Genomic DNA, 22,889 nt, shown 5'->3' on the forward strand with positions numbered 1-22,889 from the left:
GCAAAGGTAAATATTCTATTGTAGTAATTCGTCTAACAAAATTCTAAATTTATCACTATTCCAATCGGCAGGTCCTTTTTTATCTACGACAATAGTTCCGTTCTTATCAATTATAAACGTTGCAGGAATTGAGTTACTTACTAACTGGCTGGGTACTTTTGACAAAATGTTATACGTTGGTAAATCGTAACCTTTGTCTTTATAAAAAGCCTCAATCGTTGTCCAATCCTCGTTACTCACAAATACAAACTCAACCTTGTCTTTATAATCGTTGTATAGTCTTTGAATACTTGGCATTTCGGCAATACAAGGTGGACACCACGTTGCCCAAAAATTTATAAAAACTACTTTATCCTTTATTTCATTAAAATCAATATTAGTAGTATTTAAACCTTTAAGATTCCAATTGTAGTCATTTAATGTTTCTCTTTTTTCTTTAGTAATGGTAGAAGGAGAAAACGAAACTAATCTAATAAAATATACTTTTGTAGGAGGATATAATAACAAGCCAATAATTACGACAAATATGATGTTTGAAATTGTTTTTCTGTTGAGTTTCATTAAAATTATTTTTAGCTGAATTGTCGCTTTAATCACTAGAACATTACAGAGTAATTATCTTTTCTCTTAACCTTTTTCAAATCTACCATTCTTTGCTAAGACGAGGAAAATATTAACAAACATTTGGGTACTATACTATTATAATATTACACAGATTCAACTGTATTGTTTGCTAATTTTTCAATACTTTAGCATCACTTTTTTAAATAAACAATACACAATAATGAAACCAACATGAATAAAATAATGTTTACTTATTATTCTATTCGTTAAAAGGTTACAAAAACAATAAAAAACAAACACATGAAAAATACAGCTTTATCACATGTACATGAGGCTTTGGGAGCCAAAATGGTTCCTTTTGCAGGTTATAATATGCCTGTACAATACGAAGGAGTAACTGCTGAACACGAAACTGTTAGAAAAGGAGTTGGTGTTTTTGATGTAAGCCATATGGGAGAGTTCTTTTTAAAAGGAGAAAACGCTTTGGCTTTAATTCAAAAAATATCTTCTAACGATGCTTCTAAATTAGTTCCTGGAAAAGCACAGTACAGCTGTATGCCTAATACTGACGGAGGAATTGTAGATGATTTAATTATTTACATGATCGCCGAAAATGAGTATATGTTAGTAGTAAATGCTTCTAATATTGAAAAAGACTGGAACTGGATTTCTCAACACAACGATTTAAACGTTGAGATGGAGAACCGTTCTGAAGAATGGTCGTTATTAGCTATTCAAGGGCCTAAAGCTGCAAAAGCTATGCAGTCATTAACTTCAGTAGATTTATCAACTATTAAGTTTTACACTTTTGAAATCACTGATTTTGCTGGTATACCAAATGTAGTAGTTTCTGCTACTGGATATACAGGTTCTGGTGGTTTTGAAGTATATGTAAAAAATGAAGATGCTGAACAACTTTGGAACAACGTTTTTGAAGCTGGAAAAGATTGGGGAATTAAGCCTATTGGTTTAGCTGCTCGTGACACCTTACGTTTGGAAATGGGCTACTGTTTATATGGTAATGATATTGATGATACTACCTCTCCTTTAGAAGCTGGTTTAGGGTGGATTACAAAGTTTACTAAAGACTTTGTAAACGCAGAAGCTTTAAAAGCTCAAAAAGAAGCGGGTGTTACCCGTAAATTGGTTGCTTTTGAATTAACTGAGCGTGGTGTACCTCGTCATGATTACGAAATTGTAGATGTTGATGGAAACAACATTGGTCGTGTTACTTCAGGTACTATGAGTCCGTCGTTAGGAAAAGGAATTGGATTAGGATATGTTACTATTGAAAACTCTAAAGTTGATAGTGCTATTTTTATCCAAGTTCGTAAAAAACAAATTCCTGCTAAAGTAGTGAAGTTACCTTTTTATAAAGGTTAATAATATTTCTAAAAAAAGCAGCTTTTTAAAGCTGCTTTTACCCCTTAAAGAATAATTTAATTTTCCCCAAAAAATTAAATTAAATACTCATTTTTTTACTTTGAGCACTTCAAATATCTAGAACAAAAGTGCCTTTTCAGCTTTAACTTCCTTAAAAGACATCTTTTTAGATATAAGTGTACTATTTTACACCTTAAAAGTAAAAAAGCAGTTCTTAAAAGAACTGCTTTTTTACTATAAATCAATATTTTAGCTGTTATTAGTCTTTCTTCTCATCATCTTTTGATGCTTTGTTCCAGATTTTAATTTCATCATCGGCAGTTACTCCTTCTAAAACTTCAATATTTACTCCGTCTGAAACTCCTAATTTTAATTCTCTTTTTTCAAACTCATCATCGCCCTTTTTTATCTCTACATATGGTTCTTCTGTTTTCTTATCAAAACGTAATAATGATTCTTTAATAGATAAAACACTATCTTTTTTCTCTAATACTATATCTGCGTTGGCACTATACCCTGCTCTTACAAAATAATTATCATCAAGTTTTACATCTGCTTTAATTTTAAACTGTACAGCTCCGTTTTCTTCAGTTCCTTTTGGTGCTATAAAGTTTAATATTGCTGGAAATTTTTTGCTTTCAATAGCGCCTAATGAAACCTGAATATTTGAGCCTTTTACTAATTTTCCTACCTCTGATTCATCAACTTGCCCTTCAAAAATCATTTTTTCCATATCCGCAATTGTTGCGATGGTAGTACCTTCATTAAAGTTATTTGATTGAATAACTTGGTATCCTTTTTTTACAGGGATTTCTACAACCATACCAGATGTTGTTGCTCTAATATTAGTATTTGCCCCAGCTGAACCTACTGACCCTTTCTTAATGATTTGATAGTCATTCTGAGCATTTCTTAAATCATTTTTTGCTTGATTGTATGATAATTGAGAGGCTTCAAAATCTTGACTAGAAATTACACCTTTGTCAAATAAATTTTTGTTTCTATCATACTGCGTTTTTGCATTGTTTAGTCTAATTTGTATAGAGTTAATCATTCCTCTAGCACTTTGTAACGATTGTTCGTTTGGCACTACTCTAACAGTTGCTAATAAGTCTCCTGATTTTACTATCTCTCCCTCTTCTACAACAACTTTATCTATAATTCCTGCTATTTGAGGTTTAATTTCTACTTCTTCTAAAGGAACAACTTTTCCTGTAGCTACTGCTTTTTTAACGATTGTAGTTCTGAATGGTTTCTCTGTTTCATAGGTTACCACACTTTTTTGATTTTTCTTCCCTAACCAAATTAGGATGACTACAAATAATAGTGCTACTATTCCTAAGATAATTTTTGCTCTTTTGCTCATGATTAATTGATTATTTCTTTTTTTATTCTTCTCTTAATGCTTCGATTGGTTTTACTACTGTTGCCATATATGCTGGTATTAATCCTATTAAAGTTCCTAAAATTACTAGGATTGAAAAAGCCAACATTACTATGGGTATATTTACGGTTGGATTTACTAATGTTGGATCGTCTCCACTTCCTACTGTGAAATCTAATAGAAACAGTACGAGTCCTCCAAAAATAATTCCTAACATTCCTGCTACAGTGGTTAAGAAAACGGACTCTAATACTATTTGTCTTCTTATACTTCTAGGTGTTGCGCCTAAAGCTCTTCTAATCCCAATTTCTTTAGTTCGTTCTTTTACGGTAATTAATAAGATGTTACCAATCGCAAAAACTCCTGCTATTAAGGTTGCAATTCCCACAAACCATGTTAAAAATTGCATCCCTGTTAAAAACCCCATTAGTTTATCTATTTGGTCTCCTAAGTTTACACTACCAAAGGCTCTGTTATCTTCTGGGTGTACTTTGTGCAAACTTTTTAAGGTTAACAAAATATCTTTTTCCATTTGTTTTATATCCACTCCTTCATTAGCCGTAATCATCATCCAATCTACCTTATTAGAAGTATTGTATACTTTTTGAAAAGTTGTAAAAGGAATATAGGCAGTATCTCCGTCAATATCTATAGTACTTGAAGGTTTATAGACACCTATTACCTTATAATTTACATTGCTAATTTTCACATACTGTCCAATAGGCACTTCTTTTTTATCAAACAATTGTTTGTACATGTCTTCAGAAATAACACAAACTTTAGAGTTGTTCTTTATATCATTCTGATTGAGAAATCTTCCGTAGATTAAATCTTTCTTTTGTACACGATCTAAAACTGGATAATCCCCACTAACCTGAAAATCGCCTGATTTAAAATCTTTAACAACAGTACCATTGGTTTGGTTTCTTGGTGCTAGTAGCTTTATTTCTTTGCTGTATTCTTTTTGAAGTACTTCAATATCTTTAAAGGTTAAATTAAACCTTCTTCCTTTTTGAAAGCCTTTAAAAGGCATATCGGTTCTCTGCGTCCACATAAAAACACTATTGGTAGCAAAATCTCCAAAAATTCTTTTAAAGTTATTCTCCATACCACGAGCAGCTCCCAACAACACTACTAGTATGAAAATTCCCCATAGTACTCCTACAATAGTAATACCTGTTCTTAATTTATTTTTACGAATACTTCCGTAAATTTCTTGCCAAGTGTCTGAATCAAATAAAAACTTCATAATTAGTCTGCTCTTAGTGCTACAATTGGTTTAATTTGTGCTGCCTTTTTTGCTGGTAAATACCCTGCAATTAACCCTGATAAGATTAAAATAATGGTAGCTCCTATTACAATTCCCGGACTTACACTTGGATCTTTTATAAAGTATTTTTCTAAACTGTCTCCAATAGCACTTAATATATAGGTTCCCAAACTTAAACCTAAATACCCTGCTATCGTTGTTATTAAAATAGACTCTTGAATTACCATCCCTATAATTGATGCAGGTTTTGCTCCTAGTGCTTTACGAATTCCAAATTCTTTAGTACGTTCTTTAATAACAAAAATCATAATATTACTAATACCAATAATTCCTGCAATTAAAGTTCCTGAGCCTACAAATATGACAATGAAATACAACGCAAACATAAATTGGTTAATTCCTTTGTTTGCTTCTGCCATATTTCTTACTGATAAAGCACTTTGATCATCTGGATGAATGTCTAGTTTCTTACGTAAATCTCTTTCTAATCGATTACCAAATGTAATAGCTTGATCTAAGTTTAATTTTGGATCGTACCCAATATTAATTTGACTGATATAATCGTTATTTCCATATAGTTTTTGTGCTGTTGTTACAGGCATATAAGTTAATCGTTCTTCATTATCTCCTCCTTTATCAGAAAATATTCCAACTACTTTATACGAAATTCCATCAACATTTACTCTTTTTCCTAAAGCTGGTTTCTCTCCAAATAAATCTTGTTTTACAAGTCTACCAATTACAATTACTTTAGATTTATTTTTTAAGTCTAATTCGTTAATATACCTTCCTTCATCAATAATTGTTTTTTCTAAAAATTGATGATCTGGATGTACAGCTCGTAATTGATAACTATTTTGGTTGTTCTTATAAGCAATATTTACACTTTTATATATTCTTGCTGTTAAGTGTTGAATTTTGTTTTCGTATTCATCTTTAACATAATCAAAATCTTTATTTTTTAACTGAATTCTTCTTCCTGTCTGTAATCCTTTATAAGGCTTTGAGGTTTTCCATACTCTTACAAACATAGCATTGGTTGCATCGTCTACAAAAGCTGTTTTAAACTGATTTTGTAATCCAGATACAATTCCAAATAATAGTGTAAATAGTAAAATAGCAAAGGCTACCGTGAAGCCCGATAAAGCTGAACGCAACTTGTTTTTACCAATACTTTGAAATATTTCTCTCCAGCGATCTAAATCAAACATAATTAAATTGCTTTTGCTTTATTCGTTGCTGTTTCTGTTAACTCATCACTTATAATAACACCATCTTTTAAACGAACAACTCTATTAGTTTGTTCTGCTACTTCTTCTTCGTGTGTAATTACAAAAACAGTCATTCCTTCGTCATTAATTTCTTTTAACAAATCCATTACTGAATCGGTTGTTGTAGAATCTAACGCTCCTGTTGGTTCATCTGCTAACACTACTTTTGGTTTTGTTACCAACGCCCTTGCAATTGCTACACGTTGTTTTTGACCTCCAGAAAGCTCATTTGGTAAATGGTTCGCCCATTCCTTTAGCCCTACTTTTTCAAGATATTCTAAAGCGGTTTCTAATCGTTCTTTTCTAGAAACTCCTTTATAATATAGGGGTAGTGCTACATTTTCTAAGGCTGATTTGTATGATATTAAGTTAAAAGATTGGAAAACGAATCCTAAAAACTTATTACGCAGTACAGCTGCTTTCTTTTCGTTTAAGTCCTCTATTAACTGTCCGTTTAAATAATACTTTCCTTCATCATGCGTATCTAATAAACCTACAATATTTAACAAGGTAGATTTCCCAGATCCTGAAGACCCCATAATAGATACAAATTCGCCTTCTTTTATGTGTAAGTCTAACCCTTTTAAAACATGAAGTGAGTCTTTTCCTATAGGGTAAGATTTGTGAAGATTTTCTATTCGAATCATAGTGTTAGTTAATTTTTAAATAAAAATAAATACTAATTTCTCTAATCTACTAATAAATTATTGTTAAATCATTATTTACTTTCTTACAAGACGCTTAATTTTGATTTATGTTACAAGTTAACGCTTAATTTTTCTCAAAAAATTAAATATGAACAATTTACCTAGTAATAAAAAAGTGATTTTATTTGATGGTGTTTGTAATTTTTGCAACGATAGCGTGTTAAAGGTTATAAAATACGACACCAAAAACAAATTTGTTTTTACTTCACTTCAATCGGATATAGGAAAAGAAATTACACAGTATTTAGGGGTAGATACTTCTAAAATTGATTCTATTATATTATATGAACCGAACGTTTCTTACGATATTAAATCATCAGCTGCGTTAAAAATTATGAATGGTTTTGGTGGAATCTGGAAATTAACGCAAGTTTTTTGGATATTTCCAGAGAGTCTTAGAAACTTTGTATACGATTATATTGCTAAAAATCGTTACAAATGGTTTGGTAAAAAAGAAGCATGTATGCTACCTTCTAAAGAAATACAAGAAAAATTTTTATAAAAAATAAGCTCACCAATTTGGTGAGCTTATGCATAGCATTCTTCCCATAAAAAATTAATGAAACTTTCTTTATTTTAACAGAACTTTTTTTGTTGTCCTTGTTGTTTTTAGAATATGAATCCCTCTTAATCCAGCTTCATTTATAATGTTATTTTCATTACTCTTATTTTCTATTAGAAAACTTTTTTTATAATTACCATTAATATCATAAACATCAAGCTTATATGGTTTTTCAATAGAATTTTCTTTTAAATTATAATTAACAGATGATATTTTTGAACTAGTAGGACTCTCTTTAAAAGTAATTGGTATAACAAAGGTATTATTACTTTCATCCACTTCCTCTATCTTATTATCAGGATCAATTTTCCCTATAATATAAACATTACCATAAGGCATACCTTCTGTCTTAAAATCGTTACCATCAATTATTTGAGATACTTTTCTAATAGTGTTACTGTTAATTGTAGAAACACTAGTAGAAATAGTAAAAGGAATATCAGAATCACCTAAAGAATTATTCAATGAATAATAATACTTTATCTCAGTTGGCTTAGTAGATTTCCCCCCTGAATTAAGCACTAACACTTCATTTATATTTAACTCTAATCCATATCGATAAACAATGTGTCTTTTGCTTCCTAAATCTTTTAATCTTGGTCTGCAATCCCCACATGCACTTGTTATAAATACTTCTTCAAACTTAAAGTCGGGTTTAGGGCATCCATTATTAGATTTACTTCCTGCTTCATAACGGCACTCATCTTCATTATCATACACCCCATCTCCATCAGAATCTGTATCTATAAATATCCCGTTGTTACAATCTGTACAAATATCATTTATTGAAAACACCTTTACTCCATTAGTAACACCTGAAATTAAATCTCCATTACTATCCCATTCAGCCGCTGGTCTATGTCCCCAGTTAGGGATAATACCTACAATTGTAAACTTAAAATTTCCTTCAGGAAAAGTTTTTCCGTTGTATGTAAAAGTTGATAAATCTATCAATTCACTTTTATAAGTATAAATATCATTACCTCCTGTACTTACTTTACTTATTCTATTAAACCTGTAACGTCTTCCTTTTTCATCATCATTTCTTGAAGACATATAATATTCATTTTCTCCATAGATTAAATAATCAAAATACATAATAACTGAATTATTAAAATATTCATCACTATCTTCAGGTCTAACTACTTTATATTTAATATAAAATTTATAAGGTTTATTATGTTCTTGAACTGAATTTTTTGCTAATTCAAATGTTATATTATTATTATCAATTAAAAACTCATCATGAATTGAAAACTGAGCTTTTACTTCATTTGTTAGGTTATAAAGCAATATGGTTAACAGAATTATCTTTTTCATTTTTTATAGTTTATTTGTTAGAATATTAATTAAAATAAATTTTTGAAGCTCCTAAACCTACAGGTGACGAGTAAACTTCTGATTTTGTATTTATGTCATAAACTAAAAGCTTACTCAATTTTGTAAACTCATACTTTACCGTAAATAATTCATTTCCTTTTACATTCATACCATAAATAGAACCTACACTTATTCCATCCTCAGCTAATTCTGCAGCAGTTTCACTAATACTATAAACTTTGTCTGTATCACCTTGATAGTAGTAAAGTTTGCCTTCTGATTGTGTTAAGTATGTTGCTCTTTTGTTTTCTGGAAACACTATTTCTTTTGTAACTTCATTAGTAGAAGTGTTTATAAAGCTTATCGAAGAAGTCGTTGATGTTAATACTTCTGTATAATCAGAGTTATAAGTAAGTGGCTTCCCTTCAGATAAAACAATTAGATTTCCTGCACTATCAAATGCTATATCATCAGGGTTATCTTTTACTGTTATTGTTGAAACAGCATTGTTATTATTTAAATCTACTACAGAAATAATATTATTAGATGACCAAGCTCCTTTGTGAGAAACATATAACTTGTTATTTCTGCTTACAATTTGTTCTACACCGTTAGCTAGTGAAATTGTATTCTCTTCAATAGTGTTCGTTTCAATATCTATAATAGCTAGATAATCATCATTCTCATTCGCTCCATCTCCCCAATTCGTAACATATCCTTTTCCATTTACAATAGTCATATATCTAGGATTCCCTAACCCTGTATTAATTTCTGCCTTTTTCTCAAAGGTAATTCTATCAACTACTACGATAGTATTTACATCATTTAAAATGATATAAGCATCTGTATCTGTAAATGTAATAGACTGTATTAAACCTCCTAATTGAGCGTTATTTTTTCCTGTATAAATAAAATTAGTAGCTACAGTTGATAAAGAGTTATCCACATAAGCTACAGAACCATCTTTGTTTCCGAAATTTCCTTCGGAACTGATGATTATACCATTATCGTACTTGTCTCTTATTACTTCAACTATTTTATCGTCACTAGAACAAGAAGTAAGAACTATACTTACTAAAAAAAGCTGTAAAAGTAGTTTTGTTATTTTCATTGGTTTAAAATTTATAATTTAAATTGATATTAAAATTTGTTCCAGGCATAGGACGTAAGTTTGAAAAATAATACACCTTATTAAATATATTATTTAGCGTAAACCCTATCATTGGAAGCTTTGTTTGTTTTGTAGATAAATTAAAGGTTACTCCTGCATTTTGAACATGTACTGGATCTAAAGAATAAAAATCTAAGTTTGTTTCATTAGTATACACCTTACTTTGATGTAAGCTTTGTATAAAAAAATTAAACCTTTTATAATTATAATTGATATTAAAATTTAACAAATGCTCAGGTGCATAAGGAAGTGTTTTTTTTGTTTCTGTGTTTTCTGCCAAAGTAAATGTATAGTTAGAAGAAAAATCAATAATATGCTCCCCTATCTCTTTCTTATAACTTACAAAAGTTTCTACACCTTTATTTATTACATCGTTCACGTTTCTTGGTCTCCACAAATTACTACCTCCTGTCGGTAACCAGAGAATTTTATCATTGATATAAATATAAAATAATGTAGATGTTATATTTAAACTTTTCCTTTTAAAAGAAGCTCCTAACTCTCCTTGCTTGGAACTTTCAGGTATTAAGTTTAAGTTTCCTACTACAGGCCAATACATTTCATTATAAGTAGGAACTCGATAATTTGTTGAAAAATTGGCTAGAATGTTTAATTGATTAGTTAATCTATATTCTCCTCCTACGAATAAAGACAGAGGCACATTAAAATCTGAATTAATTTCTTTTCTAACTTGTACATTTGTTACTAATTTTTCAATAGGCTGATATTTAACACTACCTACAAACGCTACAGAATTTCTTGTTTTGGTATTAATATCTGTATTCTCACCATTAATGTTTTCGTACATCGTTTTATAATTAAACGATAAAACATTAGATGATTTATAAGTTAAAGAGTGATTTAATAAAGTAGTTTTAGACTTACCAAAACTGTAATTTTCAGCATCTTTATCCCCGTAATACCTATATTCCTGCGTTAGGTAAGCTAAGTTTAGTTCTTGTTTAAACTGAGAAGAAAATGCATATTTCCACTGTAGTAAGTTTCTTTGATTAAAATCTTCGTTACGTTCACTACCAGCGGACGGATTTGGTAACCCATCAGAAAACAAACGGTTTCCATAGTATGCAGTTGAATAAAAAGATAAAAAGTTTACAGGACTAAACTTATAACCTATGACAAAATTAACTCCGTAGTTTTTGTACTTACCATTTTCATTAGTTAGGAAATTACCTTCGCTATCTTTATAACGTTCATCTATGTATGTATAATCATTATCGGAATAATTAAATGTAGACGCTAATTTCACATTCCACTTATCTGTTCCAGATGAACTTTTAAAGAAATTAGACGTTGTATTGTAACTTCCATAAGAAGTAAACAATTGAATTTTTTGATGCTCTTTAAACAGTACTTCATCTTTTAAGTGTACCGTTCCTCCTATAGCTCCTGAACCATATTCAGTACTATTCCCACCACTTTGCACAAGAATATTATCACTTATACTCGCAGAAAGTGCGTTGAAATCTGTTTGTCCGCTTCCTACAGCATTAATAGGAATACCATTCCATAACACCAACGTATTTGAAGCCGATGTCCCTCTAAAACGTGCAGTACTCACGCCTCCATTACCATAATCTCTAAATGCTATAGGACTGTTATAACGCAGAAGGTTTGTTAAGTTGATAGGGTTTTTAGCTTGTTCTTTAACTCCAATCTTTAATTCTTTCGTAGCAATGCGTTTTTTCTCTATATTTCTCTTACCATTAACTATTACTTCTTTTAATTTATTAACAGTTACAGTATCTTTTTGAGAAAAAAGATTAATCGTAAAAAACAGTATGAATATTGTTGTTATTTCCTTCATTATACATTAAACTTTTATCCCGAAAGTTTTAATTAAATTATAATAATTGGCAGGTCTCCTGGCTTGCGTCTTGTAACATACCTTCCCATTAAAAAACAGTGGTTTGAGTAATCGTTACAAGCTTAATAGCTTACAGTTGCGGGAACAGCTTCGGTTTTACACCGAATTCCCTTTTAATTTTCTTTAATAGATGATTAAAGAAAAACCAAAAATCACGGCAAATGTATCGTATTCTTATAAATTAGCAACCATCAAATCATGATAATTTGCGAATTTTGTTTGTAAGTTTTCGGGAAGCGTATAATACTCTGGATGAATCATTTTTGCCAAACATTCAATTCCCTCTACTAAAGTACCCGCTGAAGATTGTGTAAACATGGCAAAGTCGGCAATATACACTTGTTTATTTTTTACCGCTCTTAAAGACGTCCATTCCTCTCTCTCTTCTAAAAACCTCATATCTTCAAGTGTCCTGTCAATTCCGTATCCGCAAGGAGCGATAATCAATACCTCTGGATCGTATTTTACAATTTTATCCCAAGAAATTACAATACTATCTCCTGATGGATGCGATAATAAATCAATACCACCTGCATACCCTATTTGATGAGGAATCCAGTGCCCGCAATTGAACAACGGATCAATCCACTCTAATAACATCACACTTTTCGACTGGATTCTATGCTCACGTTGCACATCAACAATACCATAAACACGCTTTTTTAATCCACTCACATACGCCTCTCCTACTGCTTCCTGCTTCATTGCTTTTGCAATAGTTAATGCATTCTCAAAAACATCTTCTAAAGAGTTTGGAGTAATCGATATTAATTCTGGAACCTTTGGCAATTTATAAGCTGATTTTGCCACAGATTCTGTGTCTATCTGGCAAACATCACAAACATCTTGTGTAAAAACAATATCGGGTGCTAAACGTTCTAAAACAGGTTCATCTACATAATACAATGTCTTTCCTTCAGCCTTGGTTTTAGAAAAAATAGCGGTGATTTCTTTACTTGTTAAGACTTTTCCTTCCAACTTATATCGAACAGCTACTTCTTTTTCCTGTAAAGCTACTTCTGGACACTCAAAAGTTATTCCGTTTAAATAATCTTGCAACCCCATGTCATAAATCATCTGAGTTACTGCTGGCATAAAAGAAGATACTGTCATAATTCGTGGTTTTAGTTCAGCAAAAATAAACAGTTCTCTATTTTAATTTGTTTTTTATTAAAAATCTTTCCAATCTTTGTGTCAACATAAAATACGATTTCATGATACATTATATCTCAGGAGGTGAACGTTCAGGTAAAAGTAGCTATGCTCAAAAGCTAGCCGAATCTTTATCCGACACCCCTATTTACCTAGCCACTTCTCGTATTTGGGATGAAGATTTTCAGCAGCGAGTTGACAGACATGTTTCTGATAGAGATGAACGCTGGACCACTGTTGAGGAAGAAAAATGGTTAAGTAACGTAATTTCTGAAAAACAAACGGTGGTTGTTGATTGTGTTACACTATGGCTAACCAACTTCTTTGTAGATACAAAATATGATATTGAAAAAGCGCTAGAAATCGCTAAAGAAGAACTCAATAAACTGGTTGAAATTGACGCCAATATTATCATCATTTCTAATGAAATTGGTATGGGATTACATGCCAATTCTGAATCTGGAAGGAAATTTACACAATTACAAGGCTGGACGAACCAACACATAGCAAAACTAGCCGATAAAGCTACTTTTATGGTATCTGGACTTCCTTTAACTTTAAAATAACACATGATAACAACGATAACTCCCCTTTCAAAAGAACTACAAAACGAGCTTCAAGAAGAAATCAACTTCAAAACCAAGCCTATTGGTGCTTTGGGTGATTTAGAAAAAATTGCCATGCAAATTGGTTTGATTCAAAATACGACCACACCTGTGCTATCAAAACCCACAATTATGGTTTTTGCAGGAGATCATGGAATTGCTACTACGGGAAAAGTAAGTCCGTACCCTCAAGAAGTTACGCAACAAATGGTGTTCAACTTTTTACAAGGAGGTGCTGCTATTAATGTATTTTGTAAACAAAATAACATTCTTTTAAATATTGTAGATGCTGGCGTGAATGCTGATTTTGAAGCACATCCACAGCTTACCAATGCCAAAATAGCGAAAGGAACGCAAGATTATAGCACTACCAAAGCTATGACCTCAGAGCAATACCAAGAAGCTTTAGAAAAAGGAAGACAATTGGTGAGAAAGGTATATAGTGAAGGGTGTAATGTTATTGGTTTTGGTGAAATGGGGATTAGCAATACGTCATCTGCGGCTTTGTTAATGAGTTATTTTACCAATGCACCTATTGAAAACTGTGTTGGTAGAGGTACTGGAGTGGATGATAAAGGACTACAAACAAAAATCGACACATTATATGAGGTTTATAAGTTACATGCCGATTCTATTTCAACACCTACGGAAGCCTTAACTACTTTTGGCGGATTTGAAATTGTAATGATGTGTGGTGCTATGTTAGAAGCCGCTTCTTTAAAAATGACCTTACTTATTGATGGTTTTATTGTGACTGCTGCTCTGTTAGCAGCTCATGCAATGGAGTCTGATATTCTAGACTATTGTATTTTCTGTCATAATTCTGGTGAACAAGGACATCAAAAAATGTTAGAATTTTTAAATACTGAACCGCTTTTAAATTTAGGTTTACGTTTAGGTGAAGGTACAGGTTGTGCAGTTGCATTTCCTATTATTCAATCGAGTGTCAACTTTTTAAACGAAATGGCTACCTTTAAAAGTGCCAATGTTAGCGAAGCCTAGTTATGATAAAAAGACAAATCCATTATTTTTTAACAGCTATATTGTTTTTCACACGAATTCCGTGTCCTAAATGGGTTAATCATTCTCCTGAAATACTCAATAAAAGCAGTCGTTATTTTTCCTTGGTAGGCATTGTAGTTGGAAGCATTGCAGCACTAGCCTATTTTGCCTCCGCTTATATTTTTCCTACGGATATTGCTATTGTTATCAGCATGATTAGTTCTATTTGGATTACAGGAGCTTTTCATGAAGATGGATTTGCCGATGTTTGCGATGGTTTTGGTGGTGGGTGGACTAAAGAAAAGATTTTAACCATTATGAAAGATTCCAGACTCGGAACTTTCGGAGTGAGTGGTTTGGTGTTCATTCTAGCTATAAAGTTTTTAACTCTATATCATTTACAAAACCTATCAGTTAATTTAATTCTAGTAATTATCTCAGGACACAGTATTAGCCGATTTATCGCTACGGTTTTATTGTATACACATGAATACGTGAGAGATATTGACAGCTCAAAAATAAAACCAACTACCAAACAAATGAGTAGTAAATCGCTACTCATATCTGCTATTTTCGGAATAGTGCCTTTGTTTTTCTTTCAAAAACCAGCCATATTTTTAGTCTTACTTCCATTATTACTCGCCTATTTGTACATGGGACGCTTTTTTAAAAAATGGATTGGTGGTCAAACAGGAGATTGTGCCGGTGCTTTGCAACAAGTAGCTGAAATTGTTTTTTATCTAAGTCTACTCGCCTTATGGAAGTTATTTTAGTTAGACATACCACACCTGATATTGCTAAAGGTATATGCTATGGTCAAGCCGATATTGACGTTACCACTACTTTTGAAGAAGAAGTGAGTAATATTCTAAAAAAAGTTCCTGTTAACAATGCTGATGTAACCTATTATAGCAGTCCTTTACTACGTTGTAAGCTTTTGGCTGTAAAACTTTCATCCACAGTAATTTTTGACGATCGATTGAAAGAACTTGATTTTGGTGATTGGGAGCTACAAAAATGGAACGATATTGATAAAAAAGAACTCGATATTTGGATGAACGATTTTGTAAAAACTCCTGCTAAAAACGGAGAGTCTTATATCGATTTACACAACAGAACCATCGATTTTTTAACCGAATTAAAAGCTAAAAACCACCAAAAAATAGTGCTTGTTACCCATGCGGGAGTAATGAGAAGTCTTTGGGCGTATACAAACAATATTCCGTTGGAAAAATCATTTGAATTAAAACTAAACTATGGAGATACTCTAACCCTCCACCTATAAAAACTTATTACTATGAAACGTTATTTACTTATTTTTTCTTTATTACTTCTGTTCACACAGTGTAAACAAGAAACTAAAAAAAACACTGAAAAGAAAACCTCACAAAGCACTGTAAAATACGCCAAGGGGTTTGATATTATTTCAGAAAACGGAGTAAAAAAATTAGTGATCAAAAAAGCTTTTCAAAGCTCTCACGACCTATACTCTTATACGCTTACCGATAAAACCGATCTTTCTAAAAATGAAATTAAAGTTCCTATCGAAAAAATGGTGGTTACCAGTACTACACATATTCCGATGTTAGAACTTTTGAATGCTGAAAACACCATTGTTGGTTTTCCGCATACCAAATATGTTTCTTCAAAAAGGACAAGAAATAGAATTAATGAAGGTAACATTGTTGAATTAGGCTTGGAACAAGATATGAATACTGAAAAGTTGATTGATATTGAACCTGAACTCGTTGTTGGTTTTGCTTTGCATCCAAATACGAAACTATACCAAAACATCAAGAAAACAGGAATTCCTGTCATTTTTAATGGAGATTGGCTGGAAGAAACGCCTTTAGGAAGAGCAGAATGGATTAAGTTTTTCGGAGCTTTATACGGAAAAGAAAAGGAAGCAGACAGTATTTTCACCAACATAGAAAAGGAATACCTAAAAGCGAAAAAAATTGCTAAAAACAGCGCTAAACAGCCAACTATTTTATCTGGAAGCATGTTTAAAGATGCATGGAATGTGCCTGCGGGTGAAAGCTTTATTGCTACATTTTATAACGACGCGAACTTAAATTACTTATGGAAAGACACGAAAGGAACGGGTAGCTTACCACTAAGTTTTGAAAGCGTATTGGAAAAAGGACAACATGCCGATTTTTGGTTTAACTGTGGCTTGTATGCTACCAAAGAACAATTAACTACCGCAAACATTCATTACAAAGAGTTTGATGCCTTTACAAATAACAAGATATTTTCTATTGGGCATAACAAAGGAGAAACTGGAGGTTTAATTTACTTTGAGCTATCACCTGTACGCCCAGATTTAGTATTAAAAGATTTAATAAAAATTACACACCCTAATTTGTTACCAGAATATGAATTGACTTTTTATAAAGAGGTTAAATAAATTTAAGTTAACTCTTATCTTTAAATTGCAAAAAACAAAACTTAAATCTTTATTTTTTTTTATTTAAGAATAAAATGCCTAAAAGCCCAACAAATAATTCTGCTCTTGATTTTTATGAAGCCTTACTCCTAGGGCCTTTAACACAACTGTATTCTGTCAGAAAAGAAACAGAACTTTCTGATTGGATGAACTTCTCAAACCTACTTATCGACAAATTTGCGATACACTCATCATCATTTTTTCATTTATCAAAAGGAATAATTGAACATCGAAAATCAGGTAAAAAAAGAAGAATTAATGGTTATGATTTATTTACGGTAAATATAACTTTCAGAGCATTATTAGAAACTTATGTTACATTTCACAACCTTTATGTTGAACCAAAATCAGAGCAGGAAACAAAGTTTAGATTTTTGATATGGAAACTTGATGGCCTATATCAAAAAAGGAAATATAATATTTATAACTCTAATTTTAAAAACGCAAAGGAAACTCTCAAAAGAGATAATGACCTAATAAATGAAATTCAAAATCAAATTGAACAAACAGAATTCTATAGAAATTTAGATTCTGAGCAAGCAATAAAGGTCTACAACCCTGAACACAAAAGTGCAAATTGGAAGTTTATATTAAAGAATAACCTTATCAAACCCAAAAAAATAATTGAGTTAATAGAATATGTATGCAAACTAAAAGCCTTTGTTAACTTGTATAAATATACCTCAATTCATTCTCACTCTAGTTTTCCTGCAATAGCTGAATTTAATGCTACTCGAGGAAAAATAATATCAGAGACACATACAGAACCTATAACAAATTATGCTACAATTATGACTTGTCTCTTAATTTCTGATATATGTGAAATTGATAAAAAAGTAAAATCAAAGTTTGATACTTTCCCTAGAGAAATAAAAGAATACATAAATGAGGTGATAAAAACAATTAAGACATCTGAATAAAGCCTGTATATTATACTATATGAAACCTCAAACAAATCTCTCTGTAATTTATTCTTCGACTTGTTTATCAGAAAGTTTCTTACTTAAAAAACTCAATGAACCTTTAAAAAACAAGATAACAAACCTACCTCACAATCGTTCTAAACGTTAAGTTTACTCGTGGTCGGTGAATTTTTTTGGTAGGCGGTAATCGGTGTAGCCAATGGGTTTGGGTTTCGTCTTTCATTACCAATAACGAACCGTGTTCTAATACTTTGTACACCGTCTCTTTGGTTTGCTTGTGTTTAAAACCAAAACGTCTTTCTGCTCCAAAGCTTAACGAAGCAATCGCTCCATTCTTTTTTAAGTCTTTTTCTCCGTCACTATGCCACGCCATTCCTTCAGAACCATCGTGATATAAATTCAACAAACAAGAATTATACGTTTCACCGGTTTCTTTTTCAACCAACTCTTTTAACGCTAACAATTCTTTCGTAAACGATAAGGCTGTTTTTGTGATGTTGGAATAGGAATATTCAAAGGGTTGTTCGGCATACCAAGCTACTTTTCGTTTGGTTACCATTCGTTTACCAAAAATAATAGCTTCGTCATTGCGCCACTCAATAGAGTTTAATAAAGCCTCATAATAATAGTCTGCTTCCTTTTTTGAGAAAACAATTCCGTAGTAGTGTACCGTTCCATCTTTCGGAAGTAAGTTTATAGGGGTATTATCAAATTGTGAGAATAAATCCATCGTTATAAAATTAAAAAACTCCTGTAAGTTACAGGAGTTTTAATACTTTAATTTCTAAACTTATTTCGTGTGATAATATGCTTGAGTTTCTGTTTTAAATCGGTACCTGTATCGTACACCATTTGTTCACTAGAAGGAAAGTTTACTGATCTTTCATCAAGTAACTCTATAAACGACTTATCCAACGCTCTTCTGTCTCCATCATAATCGGCATATATGTGTTCAAAAATAAACTCACTTTGTATAGGAAAACGTTGTAATAATTGATTGCTTCTATTATCAATGTACTTTACAACACCAGTTACTTTACTACTCTTAAATTGCGTAAACTGGTAAAGCTTACAACGTATTCTTTTAAACTTATCTACTTTTATTTTATTTCCTAAGCTATCTTTTACATAGCTTCCATTATTATCTCGTAAATACTTAAACCCATCTTTTATGCGTCGTTCTTTAATAACTTCCTTTTCATGTACCTGTTCCGGAGAAACTATAATATCTGTAAAATCTAACTCTAAATCGAAATCATATTGAATATTTCTATCTCTTTTTGCGTGATATTGTGTCCATAAATCATTCAACCCATAGGTATCAATTGCTAGCAAGTCTCTTTCTAATCTTTTTGGAATTATTTGCTCTGTTCTATTTCTAACAGAAACATGTACATAATCAATTCCTCTAGCATGCGCCTCTTCTATTAAGTTTCTTGTATCTCTATAGTTAGGGCTAATTTTATCTAAATGCCTTAACTCGTCAAAAGCTCTTCTGTAGTTAATTTTGTTTCGGTCTCCTTCATTTAACAAGGCTACACCATTTTCATACAAATAACCAGCATAATTTTCTTTCGCTGCAAGAATTTCATCCGTATAATTAACAAGTTTAAACTTGGCATTTCTACCAGAAGATAAAATTCGCAACGGTAACAATGGCTTTATTTTTTCCTGCCTGTTATTAAGACGTTGATACAGCGTATAAATTGTTTCAAAGTTTTCAGGATTTCGTTCTTTCTCTAAAAAAGAAATTCTGTCCAAATCTCTATCCGTCGCTTTTCTAAAAGCTTCCTGAAGCATTAGTACGTGCGGCTGATTTTTCTCTTTGGTTTTATTCTTGGCTAATTTTTCAATAGATAATGAAATTGCCTTGTCATAATTACCCGAATTAAGCGCTTTTTCGGTAGTTTTTACACTACTACAAGACGCTAATACCAATACCGATAAAATAAGTAGTAAAGTAGTTTTTCTCATAAAGTTTAAGTTTCGCAAGAAAATTCAATTATTGTGCCAAAACTAAGTATTCTTTTTAACTTAAACTTTATGAAGTATACTATTTATTCAAGTAGCTTCGCCATAGCTATTTGAATAAATTTAAGATGTTTTTCTTTATTTGACGGATTATTAGTTTTTTGCATTTGAACCATTTGACGTAATAAATTTACTCCAACCTTATCAAAGTTATATTGCTTATACTGAAGTCCTTTAGCCACAATATCTTCGGATAAGTTTTGAATAGCCTCTGTATTATTACTTTTTCCAATCTTATCAAATGCTTTTTTATACAATGATTGAATTTTCTTATTCGGACTTAAAAACATTCCAGACATTACATTGCTTGCAATAAAACTTAGCTCTTCATCATCATTTTCTTCTAAATAAATGCGCGTTAACGGTGTTGCAATGATCTTTTTTACAGCTAATGGTAACGTTTTTGATTTTTGAATTGCTAACTGTTTGTCTATATAATACATTCCTACCAACGACTTTCCTAATACTGAGTATGACTTACTTTGTAAGCCTTTTTCGAACACCGATTTTAATGCAGGGTCTGTTAACTTTCCTAAGGTTTCAATTGCAGCTGCTTGCACCAACGTTTTTGGATCGTTCTGAGCTATTTTCATTATTTGATCAATCACATTCTTTTTTGAATACTTATTGATTAAATTAATGTTCTCCAAAGCTAAAATCCTGATTTTATAAAAATCATTATTCAGAGCATCTGCCACAGCATTAAACGCTTTTTTATCATCTTGATGTTTAGCTACTTCTAACAAAGCCTCTCTTTTATGTACATAGTTTTGAGCATATTTTAATTGATGTATATAATCGCTCAATACTTTATTCTCATTAATATCGCACAACAACACACCGTCAGCATTTACTTGAATTAAATCTGGATGCTTGGTAAAAGGAAAGGTGAATGAAGCATCTCTTCCCTCAACAAACACAGTATGACGTGTACGTTTACTTCCTTCAAAAACATCGATCGCAAATGGGAATTTAAACTCATTAAGTTGAGATTGAATAATATTTACGGTTACTGTTTTTCTAAGTTTGTTATAATCGTAAGATATTGATAGTTTTGGATGTCCGCTGTTAAAATACCACTGATTGAAAAACCAGTTTAAGTCTTTACCACTTACTTTTTCAAAAGCTAAACGTAATTGATGCGCTTCTCCTGTTCCGTATTTATTAGCTGTTAAATAAGTATTCAATCCTTCATAAAAAGCTTCATCACCCAAATAGTTGCGTAACATGTGTAAAATAGCGCCTCCTTTGTTGTAACTAACCGCATCAAACATATCTTCTTTATCCTCGTAATAAAAACGAACTAAATGTTTATCAAAATTTTGTCCACTTTTATACCCTTCAATATCTTCAAACAAGTGTGCGTCTGCTTCATTTTTTCCATATTTATGCTCTAACCACAAATACTCACTATAATTAGCAAAACTCTCGTTTACGGTTAGGTTACTCCAACTTTCGGTAGTTACTAAATCACCAAACCAATGATGAAAAGCTTCGTGTGCTATCGTATTCTCTTGTACATTTTCATCAATTAATTGCCCAGGTGTTTGGTAAGCTCTTTCTCCATGAATTACGGCTGTGGTATTTTCCATAGCACCACTTACATAATCACGTCCTACAATCTGCGCATATTTATTCCATGGATATTCAATTCCTGTAATCTTTGAAAAGAACGCTAACATTTCAGGAGTATTCCCAAAAATATCTTTTGCATACGGGGCATATTCCTTCTCTACATAATAATCTACAGGTATATCTTTGTATTTATCTTTGATAATCTCATACTCTCCTACCCCCATAAAAAACAGATATGGTGCATGCTTCTGAGTAAAATTCCAATAATCAGTACGAGTTCCGTTAGCATTGGTAGTTTGTTTTTCTAGTTTTCCGTTAGAAAGTGTTACATACTTTTGCGGAACCGTCATATAAATTTCTTGTGATGTCTTTTGGTTTGGCGCATCAATTGTTGGAAACCAACAACTACTTGCTTCGGTTTCACCTTGCGTCCAAATTTGAGTTGGTTTGTTTTTATCAAAACCTGTTGGATTGATAAAATACAGCCCTTTTGCAGATGTAATAGCGGCACTTCCTTTTTGCTTTACCCTTTCTGGTCGCGCCGTATATTTAATATATAGTGTAAACTCTTCGTTTCGCTTATAGGTACGAGGTAAGTTGATGATTAACTCATAATCATCGTAATTATACTCTAATGCTTGATTATTCATTGTTACTTTATCAATAACCATTGCTTTAGCATCTAACGTAACTTTATCTGTTTCATAAAAATGAGGTGTTAAGGTTACCCATTCTTCTCCATTCATTTCTTTTTCTTGAAAGTTAAAATCTACTTTTAACTTCGTATGAACTAAGTTGTGAACTTTATCTTTTTCAGCTCTATATACTTTATTTGATTGAGAAAATAAGCTTGCTGTAAAGAAAACAGCGATAAAAACAAGGAGTTTGTTAAATTTCATATGTTTTTGTTTAGAGTCCAAAAATATGAAATTCTATTGGGAGGCTTGTTAATGACCCGTTAAAAAGAAAAAGCCGTCAGATAATCTAACGGCTTTTCTATATTTTCAACACAAATTTTTATTCTGTTTCTTCTGAAGAACGATGTTTGTCATCGAAGATCATTTTAAATTGTTTTAAATCTAGGTTTCCGGCATCCATCTTAGCTTTTTGCATCATTTCCATAATTTTCCCAACATTCATATTTTCTCCTAAAATTCGTGCAACTCCTACTCCCATATCTTTTCCGTAACCAAAAGCTACAATTTCGTCAATAGCATCAGCATCTCCTGAATAATAAATTGCTGCATTAGCTCCATCTTTTTTAAATTTCATTAACTGTTTATAACCTGATTTTTTAAAGATAGATTTCAATTTCTCCTTTTCTACTTCATAACTAGCTTCATCTAAATTCTTATAAGGAACACCAGTAATGTTAACCTTTTTTATGCTTTCATACGCTTTTTTGTCTTCTTCCGAAGCTTTATCCATGCTTAATTGCAGCACACTAGCTGGTACATCAAACGTTATAAAGCCTTCTTTTTCTTGGCTTTCTACCAAATAGCTTTGTAAGGATTCTGTTTTACAAGAAACGGCTACAAAAGCTACTAGTAATATTGAATATATAAGTAGTTTTTTCATTGTTATTAGTTTTTGATTAAAAGCAGCGCTAACTTGTTAACGCTGCCTTATTTGTTT

21 protein-coding genes and 1 riboswitch are annotated in these 22,889 nt (G+C 31.7%); of the genes, 8 read left to right on the top strand and 13 right to left on the bottom strand.

Annotated elements, in window-relative coordinates; genetic code table 11:
- Positions 1–15 precede the first annotated feature (15 nt).
- Positions 16–561: a TlpA family protein disulfide reductase gene (locus tag C7448_RS10830; RefSeq protein ID WP_115901397.1), complete on the bottom strand. Its 546-nt coding sequence runs from the start codon at positions 559–561 to the stop codon at positions 16–18.
- Positions 562–864: 303 nt separating this feature from the next.
- Here C7448_RS10830 and gcvT point away from each other — a divergent pair, with 303 nt between their 5' ends.
- Positions 865–1,947, top strand: coding sequence for a glycine cleavage system aminomethyltransferase GcvT (gcvT, locus tag C7448_RS10835; RefSeq protein WP_115901398.1), 1,083 nt, complete (start codon positions 865–867; stop codon positions 1,945–1,947).
- Between the two features lie 259 nt (positions 1,948–2,206).
- Here the strand turns inward: gcvT and C7448_RS10840 are convergent, their stop codons facing one another.
- From C7448_RS10840 to C7448_RS10855, 4 genes are read right to left on the bottom strand one after another with little or no spacing between them, the layout of a single operon-like run.
- Positions 2,207–3,313 (bottom strand): efflux RND transporter periplasmic adaptor subunit, encoded by a 1,107-nt coding sequence (locus C7448_RS10840; RefSeq protein ID WP_115901399.1) that lies wholly within the window; start codon positions 3,311–3,313, stop codon positions 2,207–2,209.
- Between the two features lie 22 nt (positions 3,314–3,335).
- Positions 3,336–4,580, bottom strand: a complete 1,245-nt coding sequence (locus tag C7448_RS10845; protein WP_115901400.1) for an ABC transporter permease — start codon at positions 4,578–4,580, stop codon at positions 3,336–3,338.
- A gap of 2 nt (positions 4,581–4,582) precedes the next feature.
- Positions 4,583–5,812 (bottom strand): ABC transporter permease, encoded by a 1,230-nt coding sequence (locus C7448_RS10850; protein ID WP_115901401.1) that lies wholly within the window; start codon positions 5,810–5,812, stop codon positions 4,583–4,585.
- Positions 5,813–5,814: 2 nt separating this feature from the next.
- The gene (locus C7448_RS10855; RefSeq protein ID WP_115901402.1) at positions 5,815–6,519 is read right to left on the bottom strand and encodes an ABC transporter ATP-binding protein; all 705 of its coding nucleotides are present in this window, start codon (positions 6,517–6,519) and stop codon (positions 5,815–5,817) included.
- A 148-nt stretch (positions 6,520–6,667) separates the two neighbouring features.
- On the opposite strand from C7448_RS10855, the gene C7448_RS10860 reads away from it, so the two are divergent.
- On the top strand, positions 6,668–7,081 hold the full coding sequence (locus tag C7448_RS10860) for a thiol-disulfide oxidoreductase DCC family protein (RefSeq protein WP_115901403.1): 414 nt from the start codon (positions 6,668–6,670) through the stop codon (positions 7,079–7,081).
- Between the two features lie 69 nt (positions 7,082–7,150).
- Here the strand turns inward: C7448_RS10860 and C7448_RS10865 are convergent, their stop codons facing one another.
- The 4 genes from C7448_RS10865 to C7448_RS10880 all read right to left on the bottom strand — a co-directional run bounded on the left by C7448_RS10865 (position 7,151) and on the right by C7448_RS10880 (position 12,630).
- Positions 7,151–8,461: a CARDB domain-containing protein gene (locus C7448_RS10865; RefSeq protein ID WP_115901404.1), complete on the bottom strand. Its 1,311-nt coding sequence runs from the start codon at positions 8,459–8,461 to the stop codon at positions 7,151–7,153.
- Positions 8,462–8,486: 25 nt separating this feature from the next.
- The gene (locus tag C7448_RS10870) at positions 8,487–9,572 is read right to left on the bottom strand and encodes a YncE family protein (protein WP_115901405.1); all 1,086 of its coding nucleotides are present in this window, start codon (positions 9,570–9,572) and stop codon (positions 8,487–8,489) included.
- 4 nt (positions 9,573–9,576) lie between these two features.
- The gene (locus tag C7448_RS10875; protein ID WP_115901406.1) at positions 9,577–11,457 is read right to left on the bottom strand and encodes a TonB-dependent receptor plug domain-containing protein; all 1,881 of its coding nucleotides are present in this window, start codon (positions 11,455–11,457) and stop codon (positions 9,577–9,579) included.
- 31 nt (positions 11,458–11,488) lie between these two features.
- Positions 11,489–11,682: riboswitch (cobalamin riboswitch) on the bottom strand.
- 9 nt (positions 11,683–11,691) lie between these two features.
- Complete coding sequence (locus C7448_RS10880; protein WP_115901407.1) at positions 11,692–12,630, bottom strand: ABC transporter substrate-binding protein; 939 nt, start codon at positions 12,628–12,630, stop codon at positions 11,692–11,694.
- 101 nt (positions 12,631–12,731) lie between these two features.
- Here C7448_RS10880 and C7448_RS10885 point away from each other — a divergent pair, with 101 nt between their 5' ends.
- The 6 genes from C7448_RS10885 (at position 12,732) to C7448_RS10910 (ending at position 17,645) form a co-directional block, all read left to right on the top strand.
- A complete protein-coding gene (locus C7448_RS10885) occupies positions 12,732–13,235 on the top strand; it encodes a bifunctional adenosylcobinamide kinase/adenosylcobinamide-phosphate guanylyltransferase (protein ID WP_115901408.1) in 504 nt (167 codons plus the stop codon).
- A gap of 3 nt (positions 13,236–13,238) precedes the next feature.
- Positions 13,239–14,276 carry a nicotinate-nucleotide--dimethylbenzimidazole phosphoribosyltransferase gene (gene cobT / locus C7448_RS10890; protein ID WP_115901409.1) on the top strand — a complete coding sequence of 346 codons (1,038 nt, stop codon included), beginning with the start codon at positions 13,239–13,241 and terminating at the stop codon, positions 14,274–14,276.
- 2 nt (positions 14,277–14,278) lie between these two features.
- Complete coding sequence (locus C7448_RS10895) at positions 14,279–15,049, top strand: adenosylcobinamide-GDP ribazoletransferase (protein WP_115901410.1); 771 nt, start codon at positions 14,279–14,281, stop codon at positions 15,047–15,049.
- Positions 15,034–15,561, top strand: a complete 528-nt coding sequence (cobC, locus tag C7448_RS10900) for an alpha-ribazole phosphatase family protein (protein WP_115901411.1) — start codon at positions 15,034–15,036, stop codon at positions 15,559–15,561. Before C7448_RS10895 ends, cobC begins: the two co-directional genes overlap by 16 nt.
- 12 nt (positions 15,562–15,573) lie before the next feature.
- Positions 15,574–16,686, top strand: a complete 1,113-nt coding sequence (locus C7448_RS10905; RefSeq protein WP_115901412.1) for an ABC transporter substrate-binding protein — start codon at positions 15,574–15,576, stop codon at positions 16,684–16,686.
- Positions 16,687–16,760: 74 nt separating this feature from the next.
- Positions 16,761–17,645, top strand: a complete 885-nt coding sequence (locus C7448_RS10910) for a DUF5677 domain-containing protein (RefSeq protein ID WP_115901413.1) — start codon at positions 16,761–16,763, stop codon at positions 17,643–17,645.
- A gap of 124 nt (positions 17,646–17,769) precedes the next feature.
- Here C7448_RS10910 and C7448_RS10915 read toward each other — a convergent pair whose 3' ends face one another.
- The 4 genes from C7448_RS10915 to C7448_RS10930 form a co-directional block, all read right to left on the bottom strand.
- Entirely contained in the window at positions 17,770–18,378 is a 609-nt protein-coding gene (locus tag C7448_RS10915) for an alpha-ketoglutarate-dependent dioxygenase AlkB family protein (protein WP_115901414.1), read from the bottom strand.
- A 47-nt stretch (positions 18,379–18,425) separates the two neighbouring features.
- Positions 18,426–19,622: a hypothetical protein gene (locus tag C7448_RS10920; RefSeq protein ID WP_115901415.1), complete on the bottom strand. Its 1,197-nt coding sequence runs from the start codon at positions 19,620–19,622 to the stop codon at positions 18,426–18,428.
- Positions 19,623–19,705: 83 nt separating this feature from the next.
- Positions 19,706–22,153: a M1 family metallopeptidase gene (locus C7448_RS10925; RefSeq protein WP_115901416.1), complete on the bottom strand. Its 2,448-nt coding sequence runs from the start codon at positions 22,151–22,153 to the stop codon at positions 19,706–19,708.
- A gap of 118 nt (positions 22,154–22,271) precedes the next feature.
- Positions 22,272–22,832 (bottom strand): DUF4252 domain-containing protein, encoded by a 561-nt coding sequence (locus tag C7448_RS10930; protein ID WP_115901417.1) that lies wholly within the window; start codon positions 22,830–22,832, stop codon positions 22,272–22,274.
- Positions 22,833–22,889: the final 57 nt, after the last annotated feature.

The organism is Tenacibaculum gallaicum (assembly GCF_003387615.1).
GTDB classification, from domain to species: Bacteria; Bacteroidota; Bacteroidia; order Flavobacteriales; family Flavobacteriaceae; genus Polaribacter; species Polaribacter gallaicus.

What these genes read in the sequence shown, in the direction of transcription:
- C7448_RS10860 (WP_115901403.1), top strand. Translation starts at nt 6,668, where the DNA reads ATGAACAATTTACCTAGTAATAAAAAAGTGATTTTATTTGATGGTGTT.
- C7448_RS10840 (WP_115901399.1), bottom strand. Translation starts at nt 3,313, where the DNA reads ATGAGCAAAAGAGCAAAAATTATCTTAGGAATAGTAGCACTATTATTT.
- C7448_RS10925 (WP_115901416.1), bottom strand. Translation starts at nt 22,153, where the DNA reads ATGAAATTTAACAAACTCCTTGTTTTTATCGCTGTTTTCTTTACAGCA.
- cobT (WP_115901409.1), top strand. Translation starts at nt 13,239, where the DNA reads ATGATAACAACGATAACTCCCCTTTCAAAAGAACTACAAAACGAGCTT.
- C7448_RS10870 (WP_115901405.1), bottom strand. Translation starts at nt 9,572, where the DNA reads ATGAAAATAACAAAACTACTTTTACAGCTTTTTTTAGTAAGTATAGTT.
- C7448_RS10830 (WP_115901397.1), bottom strand. Translation starts at nt 561, where the DNA reads ATGAAACTCAACAGAAAAACAATTTCAAACATCATATTTGTCGTAATT.
- C7448_RS10895 (WP_115901410.1), top strand. Translation starts at nt 14,279, where the DNA reads ATGATAAAAAGACAAATCCATTATTTTTTAACAGCTATATTGTTTTTC.
- C7448_RS10880 (WP_115901407.1), bottom strand. Translation starts at nt 12,630, where the DNA reads ATGACAGTATCTTCTTTTATGCCAGCAGTAACTCAGATGATTTATGAC.
- C7448_RS10855 (WP_115901402.1), bottom strand. Translation starts at nt 6,519, where the DNA reads ATGATTCGAATAGAAAATCTTCACAAATCTTACCCTATAGGAAAAGAC.
- C7448_RS10920 (WP_115901415.1), bottom strand. Translation starts at nt 19,622, where the DNA reads ATGAGAAAAACTACTTTACTACTTATTTTATCGGTATTGGTATTAGCG.
- C7448_RS10865 (WP_115901404.1), bottom strand. Translation starts at nt 8,461, where the DNA reads ATGAAAAAGATAATTCTGTTAACCATATTGCTTTATAACCTAACAAAT.
- C7448_RS10905 (WP_115901412.1), top strand. Translation starts at nt 15,574, where the DNA reads ATGAAACGTTATTTACTTATTTTTTCTTTATTACTTCTGTTCACACAG.
- gcvT (WP_115901398.1), top strand. Translation starts at nt 865, where the DNA reads ATGAAAAATACAGCTTTATCACATGTACATGAGGCTTTGGGAGCCAAA.
- C7448_RS10885 (WP_115901408.1), top strand. Translation starts at nt 12,732, where the DNA reads ATGATACATTATATCTCAGGAGGTGAACGTTCAGGTAAAAGTAGCTAT.
- C7448_RS10930 (WP_115901417.1), bottom strand. Translation starts at nt 22,832, where the DNA reads ATGAAAAAACTACTTATATATTCAATATTACTAGTAGCTTTTGTAGCC.
- C7448_RS10910 (WP_115901413.1), top strand. Translation starts at nt 16,761, where the DNA reads ATGCCTAAAAGCCCAACAAATAATTCTGCTCTTGATTTTTATGAAGCC.
- C7448_RS10915 (WP_115901414.1), bottom strand. Translation starts at nt 18,378, where the DNA reads ATGGATTTATTCTCACAATTTGATAATACCCCTATAAACTTACTTCCG.
- cobC (WP_115901411.1), top strand. Translation starts at nt 15,034, where the DNA reads ATGGAAGTTATTTTAGTTAGACATACCACACCTGATATTGCTAAAGGT.
- C7448_RS10875 (WP_115901406.1), bottom strand. Translation starts at nt 11,457, where the DNA reads ATGAAGGAAATAACAACAATATTCATACTGTTTTTTACGATTAATCTT.
- C7448_RS10850 (WP_115901401.1), bottom strand. Translation starts at nt 5,812, where the DNA reads ATGTTTGATTTAGATCGCTGGAGAGAAATATTTCAAAGTATTGGTAAA.
- C7448_RS10845 (WP_115901400.1), bottom strand. Translation starts at nt 4,580, where the DNA reads ATGAAGTTTTTATTTGATTCAGACACTTGGCAAGAAATTTACGGAAGT.